7 protein-coding genes are annotated in these 9,515 nt (G+C 62.9%); all 7 read left to right on the forward strand.

Annotation, left to right across the window (positions count from 1 at the left end):
* The 7 genes from rsmH to murD are packed head-to-tail and all read left to right on the forward strand — an operon-like array spanning window position 1 to window position 9,513.
* Window positions 1–1,020 (forward strand): 16S rRNA (cytosine(1402)-N(4))-methyltransferase RsmH, encoded by a 1,020-nt coding sequence (gene rsmH / locus GOB86_RS07610; RefSeq protein WP_165991756.1) that lies wholly within the window; start codon window positions 1–3, stop codon window positions 1,018–1,020.
* Window positions 1,017–1,997, forward strand: a complete 981-nt coding sequence (ftsL, locus tag GOB86_RS07615) for a cell division protein FtsL (protein WP_165991757.1) — start codon at window positions 1,017–1,019, stop codon at window positions 1,995–1,997. The genes rsmH and ftsL overlap by 4 nt, the downstream gene beginning before the upstream one ends.
* Before the next feature lie 31 nt (window positions 1,998–2,028).
* Window positions 2,029–4,083: a peptidoglycan D,D-transpeptidase FtsI family protein gene (locus tag GOB86_RS07620; protein ID WP_165991758.1), complete on the forward strand. Its 2,055-nt coding sequence runs from the start codon at window positions 2,029–2,031 to the stop codon at window positions 4,081–4,083.
* A complete protein-coding gene (locus GOB86_RS07625) occupies window positions 4,080–5,552 on the forward strand; it encodes a UDP-N-acetylmuramoyl-L-alanyl-D-glutamate--2,6-diaminopimelate ligase (protein WP_165991759.1) in 1,473 nt (490 codons plus the stop codon). Before GOB86_RS07620 ends, GOB86_RS07625 begins: the two co-directional genes overlap by 4 nt.
* Complete coding sequence (locus GOB86_RS07630) at window positions 5,549–7,006, forward strand: UDP-N-acetylmuramoyl-tripeptide--D-alanyl-D-alanine ligase (protein WP_165991760.1); 1,458 nt, start codon at window positions 5,549–5,551, stop codon at window positions 7,004–7,006. Before GOB86_RS07625 ends, GOB86_RS07630 begins: the two co-directional genes overlap by 4 nt.
* Window positions 7,007–8,101, forward strand: a complete 1,095-nt coding sequence (mraY, locus tag GOB86_RS07635; protein ID WP_165991761.1) for a phospho-N-acetylmuramoyl-pentapeptide-transferase — start codon at window positions 7,007–7,009, stop codon at window positions 8,099–8,101.
* A complete protein-coding gene (gene murD / locus GOB86_RS07640) occupies window positions 8,098–9,513 on the forward strand; it encodes a UDP-N-acetylmuramoyl-L-alanine--D-glutamate ligase (protein WP_165991762.1) in 1,416 nt (471 codons plus the stop codon). Before mraY ends, murD begins: the two co-directional genes overlap by 4 nt.
* Window positions 9,514–9,515 lie beyond the last annotated feature (2 nt).

Here is a 9,515-nt window from a genome sequence, read left to right on the forward strand (position 1 = left end):
ATGAACGCGCTCCCACTTCCCTCCGCCCTAACACCCCCCACCAGCGGGCATGTGCCCGTTATGCTGGCCGAGGTGCTGCATTATCTGGCCCCCGCAAGTGGCGAGGCCATTCTGGACTGCACCTTTGGGGGCGGCAGCTATAGCTGCGCAATCCTGAACACCGCACCGTGCAACGTGTGGGCCATAGACCGCGACCCCGACGCCATTGCCCGTGGGCAGGCCCTGTGCGCGGAACAGGAAAAAACGGAAGGCCGCTCACGCCTGCACATGCTGGCGGGCAGCTTTGGCCACATGGCCGAACTGGCCACACAGGCCAACGCTCCCCGTTTTGACGGTATTGTCATGGACCTTGGCGTGTCCTCCTTCCAGATTGATGAGGCCGAGCGTGGCTTCTCTTTCCGTTTTGACGGGCCGCTGGATATGCGCATGGCGCGGCAGGGCCGCAGTGCTGCGGATATCATCAACACCGCGCCCGAGGCGGAACTGGCCGATATTTTCCATTTTTATGGCGAGGAACGGCACGCCCGCCGTCTGGCCCGCACCCTTGTTGCCGCACGGGCGGAAACCCCGTTCCACACCACACTGCAACTGGCAGAGGCCATTCGCGCCGTGGTGCCACAGGACCGCTCGGGTATTGATTCCGCCACCCGCAGCTTTCAGGGCCTGCGCATTGCCGTGAATGATGAACTGGGTGAGATCGAACGCGGGCTGGAACAGGCCGTAACCTTGCTCAACGATGGTGGGCGGCTTGTTGTTGTGTCCTTCCACTCGCTGGAGGACCGGTTGGTCAAGCGCGCCATACAGCGCGCTCTGGGTAAGGATGTCAGCTTTTCCCGCCATGACCCGCGTGCCTCACTCGCACCTGCCGCACCGGCTGCTTTTGTGGGCCTGACCAGCAAGGCCATCCGTCCGACCGATACCGAATGCCGGGCCAACCCACGCGCGCGCAGTGCCCGCCTGCGCGCCATGATGAAACGCCCTTCTCCGTCCGCTTCCTTGACTAAAGGATTGAGTGCATGATCCCCCGCCCATTCACATGCTGCTGCGCTGTTCTGGCGATTGCATCGGGGTTCTTCCTTTATACAAAGAAGCACCAGACAACCCTGCTGGACCAGCAGATTTCCGCCATTGTGACCGAAACCGAGCACGTGCGCGGCCAGACCGCCATGCTGCGCACGGAATGGGCGCTGGAAAACCAGCCCGAACGGCTGGCGGCTCTTGTTGTCAAGCACGCGGCTTACCTCCAGTCCATGGACCCGTCACAGTTCGTGCGCATGGCCGATCTGGTGCAGCACCTGCCAGATGTGGTCAGGGAGCCTGTGCCCGTGGCCCAGTCCAGCGCACCGGCACAGGTGGCGCAGGCTGGCAAAGCCGTACCCGCCGCACTGCCCCCCGTGGCGGTTGCCACCAATACCGTACAGCACCTGCCCCCTCCGCAGCCCGAGCGTGAACGCGCTGTTGCTCTGGCAGATGCCACGCCTGCGGTTGCCCGCCCGATGCCCGTACGGACCGTGCGCCCCCACCCAACTGTTGTGGCGATGGAAAGCCCGGCACCGGCGGCGCGTGTTCTGGTCGCGCCCGCAACTCTACAGCCCCCGGTTGCCCTGCGTGATACACCCGTTACGCACGCAGCCATTGCAACCCACCGCCAGCCCGTGCAGGTGGCCGATGCCTCCCGCCCCGCTGTGCGCCAGAGCCTTGCCACGACCGCCAGCACGGATGATGCGGACACCGCCACCACCCGGCACGCAACCCTTGCCGCAGCCAGCCGGGCAGAAGCCATGGCCCCGCGCCGTCTGGCCCAGAACAGTGATGACATAACCCCTGTGCGCCACCCCCTGCCGGTGGCCGCGGCAAGCTGGCACCCCGTTCGCCAGCACAGAACCCCAATGACCGAGGGTTATATGGAAGCCCGCGCGACTTCCGGTTATACGAACGGGTCCCTGCTGAGTCGCGGCACCGATGCCCTGCCCGCGCCCGTTCCTGTAACCAACTGATCGTTTTGGCTGAAAGTCCTCCTGATACGATATGGTCGTCCCGCCACGCCATGATTCCGAAACAACACGCACAATCGGTGTAACGGGGGACGACCTGCGCGCCCGTGCGCACAGGGAACAGATGCATGTGCGGCTTTTGTGGGTATCCGCCGGGTTTTGCGCATTATTTACCTGCGTTGCGATCAAGCTGACAATTGCCACGGTCCTGCACCCCATGGTGCCCGAGCAGCGCCAGATTGCGCCGCAAGTACCAAAAATTCCCAAAATAGACCCCAAAGGTAGTCTGGCGGGGGACTACGCCCTGCCGCAGGTCCACCGCGCCTCTATTGTGGACCGCAACGGGCAGACACTCGCCCTGTCGCTACCTGTGGCGCAGGTTTACGCCAACCCGCAGGAACTGATCGACCCGGCGGATGTTGCGCAGAAGCTCAAATCCGTCCTGCATGACCTGAACGAGCCAGAAACCGCCGAGCGGCTGGCCCGCCACAAGCAGTTTGTGTACGTCGCGCGCAACATTACCCCCCAGCAGGAACTGGCCATTAACAACCTTGGCATTCCCGGTATTTATTTTGAACCGGGCGAGCAGCGCCACTACCCGCTGGGCCGCATGGCCGCCCAGATTATGGGGGCGGTGGATATTGACGATAACGGCATTGCCGGTGTGGAGCGTTTTTTTAACAAACGTCTGCTGGTGGACCGCAAGCCCCTACGCCTTTCGCTCGACATTAGGGTACAGTCCGCTGTGCGGGACGAACTGGCCGCCGCCAAGGACACATTTCAGGCCATTGGGGCCTGCGGCATTGTTATGGACGTGCGCACCGGCGAAATTATTGCCATGGTCAGCCTGCCCGACTTTGACGCCAACGAGTTTTCCCACGCAACGAACGACGAACGGTTCAACCGCTCGGTTACGGGGCTGTACGAACCGGGTTCAACCTTCAAGCTGCAAACCACCGCCATGGGGCTGGAAACGGGAACCATCCATATATGGGACAGTTTTTCCTCCGTTCCGCTCAAAATCGGCCGCTTTACCATACGGGACATGAAGAATGACCACTTTGCACCGTGGCTGTCCCTGCCAGAGGTCATGGCCTATTCCTCCAACCCCGCCGCGGCCCATATTGCGCTTGATGTGGGCGGCAAGCGGCAGGCGGACTGGCTGCGGAGCATGGGCTTTTTTGCCCCCGTGCCGGTGGAACTGCCCGAGGCCGCCCGTCCGCTTGTACCCCGCCAGTGGGGCCTTGCCACAACCATGACGGTTGGCTTTGGCCATGGCGTGGCCGAACCGCCACTCGCCATTGTACGCGGCACGGCGGCCACGGTTAACGGCGGCATTCTGGTCACGCCAACCCTGCTGGACCAGGAAGACCCGGACCCGCCAGAACCAGATACCTCCCCCGCAGAGCAGTTCCAGCAAGGGGTGCAAAACGCAGCCCTGAGCCAGACACTCCCCCCCCCACCAACAGGCATGGGAACGGGAGCACCCATGCCCGAAGCCCCGATTACTCCCCAAGGTGTGCGTGTTCTTTCCGAAAGCAATTCGGCCCTGCTGCGCAGGCTTTTGCGGCTGGACGTCACACAGGGCACCGGGCGCACGGCAGAATCGGCAGGGTATTTTGTGGGAGGCAAAACCGGGACGGCGGAAAAAATCGGCCCGCATGGCGGCTACCTCAAACACGTCAATATTTCCGCCTTTACCAGCATTTTCCCCATGAATGCGCCGCGCTACGCCGTGTACATCATGCTCGACAGCCCCCAGCCCACACCCCAGACCCACGGCTGGACCACGGCAGGGTGGAACGCAGCGCCCACGGTCTCCCGCGTGATCTCGCGCATTGGTCCCATGTTGCAGGTTTTTCCTGATGTGGAACATGCCGCCCAGATTGACGCGCAGCTTGCCATTCCCATGCATCCGGCCGTGCCACGTGGGGTTCGGCCATTGGGGCCGGGGAACGACCCCGGAGACCCCCGCAAGCTCGAAGCCGAACACCGCGCCACCAAGCAGGCGGCAAGGCAGGCACTGGAGCCGGGACCGCATACACTGGCTATTCGCAAAAAAACAGCAGGGGAGAATATGGACGAATGAGCACCCCCCTTTCCTCCTTGCTGCACACACTAAAGCTGAATGCCCATATCGGCACCGACCCGCATGTAACCGCCATTACAGCCGATAGCAGGCAGGTGGGGCCGGGTGTTGTGTTTGCAGCCCTCCCCGGCTCGCGGGTTGATGGCCGGGCCTATATTGCAGCAGCCGTGCAACAGGGGGCTGCGGCCATTCTGGCCCCCACCGGCACCCCATGGCCGCAAGATGTGCCCGAGTGCCCCCTTGTAACATGCCCGGACCCGCGCCACGTGCTGGCCCTTTGGGCCGCCCTGCTGGCTGGCCCGCAACCGGCTCATCTGGTTGCGGTGACCGGCACAAACGGCAAGACCAGCACAACCGATTTCATGCGCCAGATATGGGCCTTGCAGGGCCATAGGGCCGCAGGCATTGGCACGCTGGGGTTGACCGGGGCCGACGGCACGGGGGTTACTTTCCCCCCCCTCACAACGCCAGACCCGGTTGCATTGGCCAATGGTCTGGCAGCCCTTGAGCGCGCGGGCGTGCATTACGCAGCACTCGAGGCATCCTCCCACGGGCTGGAGCAGGGGCGGCTGGATGGACTGCACTTACAGGGAGCCGGGTTTACCAACCTCACCCGCGACCATCTGGACTACCACGGCACCATGGAGGCCTATCGCACAGCCAAACTACGGCTGTTTGATACACTTTTGCCAAAAGGAGCCATTGCCGCCGCCAACGCGGACATGGACGCAACAACCCTGAACGCCTTGCATGCCATTGCCCGCACGCGTAACCTGCACCTACGGCTAACAGGCACCAACGGCACCACATTGCGCCTGCTGGCCTGCCGCGCCTTACCCGCCGGGCAGGAACTCAGCCTAAGCTGCAACGGGCAGACCAGAACCGTCATGCTCCCCCTGCCCGGTCGCTTTCAGGCCGATAACGCGTTGCTGGCCTTGGCCCTTGCCGTGCAGGATGAGGCCGCATTACCTGCCGCGCTGGGCCTGCTGCCCGCCCTGATCGGCGTGCGCGGGCGCATGGAACGGGCCGTGGTGCTGCCCAATGGGGCCAGTGCGTATGTGGACTACGCCCATACGCCGGATGCGCTGACCCGGCTGCTGTCCTCCCTGCGCCCGCACGCCAGCGGGCGATTGGTGGTTGTTTTTGGTGCTGGCGGCGACAGGGATAAAGGCAAACGCCCCTTAATGGCGCAGGCAGCGGCCAATGGCGCTGATATTGCCATAATCACGGATGATAACCCCCGCTCGGAAGACCCCGCGCAAATCCGTGCAGAGGTCCGCGCGGGTGCGCCCGACGCGCTGGAAATCGGGGACCGCAGGCAGGCCATAACAGAGGCCCTGTCCATGCTTGGAGCAAAGGATGTGCTGGTGGTGGCAGGCAAAGGCCATGAACAGGGGCAGATTATAGGCACAACCGTGCTGCCGTTTGATGATGCAGCGGTTATTCGCGCCGTGGCAGGTCAGGCATGAGCACCTTATGGACCCGCACGGAACTGGCGGAGGCAACATCTGGCCACTTCCTCTCTGGCGCAGAGCATACGGCTGCCCACACAACACCCGGTAAGGCTGTATTTGATAAACACACGCCAGAAAGCCCTGCGCCCCATGCCGGGGTAAGCGGTATTTCCATCGACACGCGCACACTCCAGCCCGGTGACCTGTTTATTGCCCTCAAGGGTGATACGAGCGATGGCCACACCCATGTGCAGGCAGCACTGGACAAAGGGGCAGCCTGCGCCATGGTCCATGCGGCTGGCGGGCTATCCGACCCGCGCGTTCTGGTGGTGGCGGACACAATGGTGGGCCTGCAACAGCTTGCACGGGCCGCACGGGCACGGTTTACCGGCAAGGTTGTGGCCGTAACCGGCAGCGTTGGCAAAACCACAACCAAGGAAATGCTCCGCCTGTGCCTTGGAGCCAATGGGGCCACCCATGCGGCCGAGGCCTCCTACAACAACCATTGGGGGGTGCCCCTTACCCTTGCCCGCCTGCCGCGTCATGCCGCCTTTTGCATTAGCGAAATTGGCATGAACCACCCCGGCGAAATCCTGCCCCTTGCGCGCATGGTCCGCCCTGATGTGGCGGTCATTACCACCATAGGCTCAGCCCATCTGGGCCATATGGGTAGTCTGGACGCCATTGCTGCGGAAAAAGCCTCCATCATCTCCACCCTGCCAGCACATGGCGTGGCAGTGGTCCCTGATGATGCCCATGGCGCGGCTTTTTTTGCCCTCGCAGCACAACAGGCCCACGCCACCTTGTGGACGACCGGCGCAAACCCGGCCAGCACCGCGCATATGACCAACATGCGCAGCGGGGCCGATGGCACACATTTTACGGCCCATATTGCGGGGGCAACGCTGCACGTCCATGTGCCTGCACCGGGCATGCATCTGGCCCGCAATGCACTGGCTGCCCTTGCCGCCTGCGCAGCCCTTGGGGCCGACCTGCCCAGAGCCGCCGCGGCACTGGAAGACTTTGCCCCCGGCAAAGGGCGTGGCGCACTCAGCCACATTGCGGGCGGGACCATAACCTTGCTCGACGAAAGTTATAATGCGTCCTCCGCCTCCATCCGCGCGGCACTGGACGTTCTGCACCACCTGCCCGCCACCCGCCGCATTGCCATTCTGGGCGATATGCGCGAACTGGGGGAATTCTCCACGGTTGAACATGCGGCCCTTGCCCAACCGGCAGCCGCCTCGGCCGACCTTGTTTTTTGCTGCGGACCTTACATGAAAACCCTTTTTGACGCCCTGCCTCCCGCCAGACAGGGCGCATGGGCGGATAACGCCGCCTCCCTTGCTCCTCTGGCCTGCGCGGCCCTGCGCGGGGGAGATGCCGTGCTGGTCAAGGGCAGTCTGGGCAGCCGCATGCGTGATGTGATGACAGCCCTACAAACCCTTAATGCCGTGGAGCCTTCCTGAATGTTGTATCTGCTGGTCTCCCACGCTGTGCATGACGGGCACATCACGCTGCTCAACCTGCTGCGCTATATTTCCTTCCGGGCGGGGTGTGCGTGCATGACCGCACTGGGCATAAGCCTGCTGCTGGGCAGGCCGCTCATTACCATGCTGCGCCGCATCCAGCGCTACGGCCAGCCCATTCGCGCGGTGGGGCCGGAGCGGCATATTATTGAAAAAGCCGGAACCCCCACAATGGGGGGCATGCTGATCCTGATTTCGCTCACGGTTGCAACGCTGCTGTGGGGTAATCTGGAAAACGGGTTTGTATGGGCGGTACTGCTGACCACGCTGGGCTTTGGCGTTATTGGCTTTGCCGATGACTACCGCAAGCTCGCACGGCGCAATACGGACGGGCTTTCCAAACGCGCCCGGCTGGGGTCGGAATTTGCCATATCGCTCATATGTGGGGGGTGGTTGCAGTATTTAATGCCGCCTGAACTGGCCAACCATCTGGCCTTCCCCTTTGCCAAGGAACTGTTGCTCCCCCTTGGCCTGCTGTACCCCGTGTTCGCCATGATCGTGATTACGGGCTTTGGCAATGCGGTCAACTTTACGGACGGGCTGGACGGGCTGGCCATTGGTCCGGTGGTGGTGGCAGCCCTTGTGTTTGCCATTCTGTCCTACGTTGTGGGCAACCATGTTTTTGCCGATTATCTGCAAGTGCATGCCGTGCCCGGCACGGGGGAACTGGCGGTGTTCTGCGCAGCCCTTGTGGGGGCGGGGCTTGGCTTTTTGTGGTTTAACGCCCCCCCGGCCGCCGTGTTCATGGGGGATACGGGTTCCCTCTCCCTTGGTGGAGCACTTGGCTCGCTGGCTGTTGCCATCAAGCACGAACTGGTCCTGTGCATTGTGGGCGGGCTGTTTGTGGTGGAAACGCTCTCGGTCATTATTCAGGTGTTCTGGTACAAGCGCACGGGCCGACGTGTGTTCCTTATGGCCCCCATTCACCACCACTTTGAAAAGAAAGGCTGGGCCGAGCCAAAAATTGTCATCCGGTTCTGGATTGTCTCCATCGTGCTGGGCATGTGTGGTCTGGCCACGCTGAAACTACGATGAGCACATTCCCCCCCACCTTGTTTACCGTGAAACGTTTTGCCGTTCTGGGCTTGGGCCGCAACGGTCTGCGCGCCGTGCAGGCTCTGGCCGCCTGTGGCGCGCACGTTCAGGCATGGGATGATGGAGAGGCAGGCCGCCTCGGCCTGACCGAAGCCCTAAGCCACATGCCCCCCGGCCAAGCCGCCCGCGTAACCTGTGCCCCGCTGGACAATCTGGCGGGGTTTGACGCCCTTGTGCTCTCCCCCGGCATTCCGCACCACCTGCCCCGTGTTCACCCAGTTGCCGCACTGGCCATTAGCGCGGGTGTGCCCATTCTGTCCGATGCGGAACTGCTTTATTGTGCGGTCCGGGCTGCGGGCAGCAAGGCGCGCTTTGCGGGCATTACCGGCACCAACGGCAAATCCACCACCACCACCCTGCTAGCCCATATTCTGGAGCAGGCGGGTCTGCCGGTAGCCGCAGGCGGCAACCTTGGCCCAGCAGCCCTTGCCCTGCCCCTGCTCCCCGATAACGGCGTGTATGTGCTGGAAATGTCATCCTACATGCTCGAACGCCTGGACACCTTGCGGTTTGATGCCGCCTGCCTGCTCAACCTTACGCCCGACCACCTCGACCGCCACGCGGGCATGACGGGATACGCGCAGGCCAAGCAGCGGATCTTCTGGGGGCAAACAGCGCAGGATGTGGCCGTTATTGGCATTGATGACACAGACTGCACCACCATTGCGGCAGAACTAGCCAAAGCCGTAACACCCTGTGTCACCGTCTCGGGTGCCAACCCTGCTGCGAGCTATTACGGCAAGGGCGGCGCGATCTGGCACAATGGCACCATGCTGGCCACACTGGGGCCAGCCCTGCCCGGTGCGCATAATGCCCAGAACGCGGCAGCCGCACTGGCCATGGCCCGCCACCTTGGCGTGGCGGACACTGTGGCGGCACGGGCTGTAGCCTCCTTTGCCGGTCTGCCACACCGGCAGAAACTGGTGGAAACCTGCAACGGCATTGCCTTTGTGGATGACAGCAAAGCCACCAATGCAGACGCCACGTCCCGCGCACTGGGCTGCTACGACCGGCTGGTGTGGATTGCAGGCGGCATGGCCAAGGAAGGCGGGATAGAAAGCCTTGCCCCCTACTTTGGCCGGATTGAACATGCCTTTTTAATCGGGCGGGACGCCGCCGAACTTGCCGCAACCCTTGCCCGCCATAACGTGCCCCATACCGTGGTGGACACACTGGAAAAAGCGGTCCCCCAAGCGTACAGTCTTGCGCTACAGACCCAAACACCCGTTATTCTGCTCTCACCCGCCTGTGCGAGTTTTGACCAGTACGCCGGGTTTGAGGCACGCGGGCAGCATTTTCAGGCATTGGCCCACGCGGTACGTGCGCAACAGACGAGCACAACGGGGCAATAGGA

The sequence above is a fragment of the Acetobacter lambici genome (assembly GCF_011516885.1).
GTDB lineage: Bacteria > Pseudomonadota > Alphaproteobacteria > Acetobacterales > Acetobacteraceae > Acetobacter > Acetobacter lambici.

Bases quoted from the DNA above. Each gene is read 5' to 3' on its own strand.
- rsmH (WP_165991756.1), top strand. From the start codon at position 1: ATGAACGCGCTCCCACTTCCCTCCGCCCTAACACCCCCCACCAGCGGG.
- ftsL (WP_165991757.1), top strand. From the start codon at position 1,017: ATGATCCCCCGCCCATTCACATGCTGCTGCGCTGTTCTGGCGATTGCA.
- GOB86_RS07620 (WP_165991758.1), top strand. From the start codon at position 2,029: ATGGTCGTCCCGCCACGCCATGATTCCGAAACAACACGCACAATCGGT.
- GOB86_RS07625 (WP_165991759.1), top strand. From the start codon at position 4,080: ATGAGCACCCCCCTTTCCTCCTTGCTGCACACACTAAAGCTGAATGCC.
- GOB86_RS07630 (WP_165991760.1), top strand. From the start codon at position 5,549: ATGAGCACCTTATGGACCCGCACGGAACTGGCGGAGGCAACATCTGGC.
- mraY (WP_165991761.1), top strand. From the start codon at position 7,007: ATGTTGTATCTGCTGGTCTCCCACGCTGTGCATGACGGGCACATCACG.
- murD (WP_165991762.1), top strand. From the start codon at position 8,098: ATGAGCACATTCCCCCCCACCTTGTTTACCGTGAAACGTTTTGCCGTT.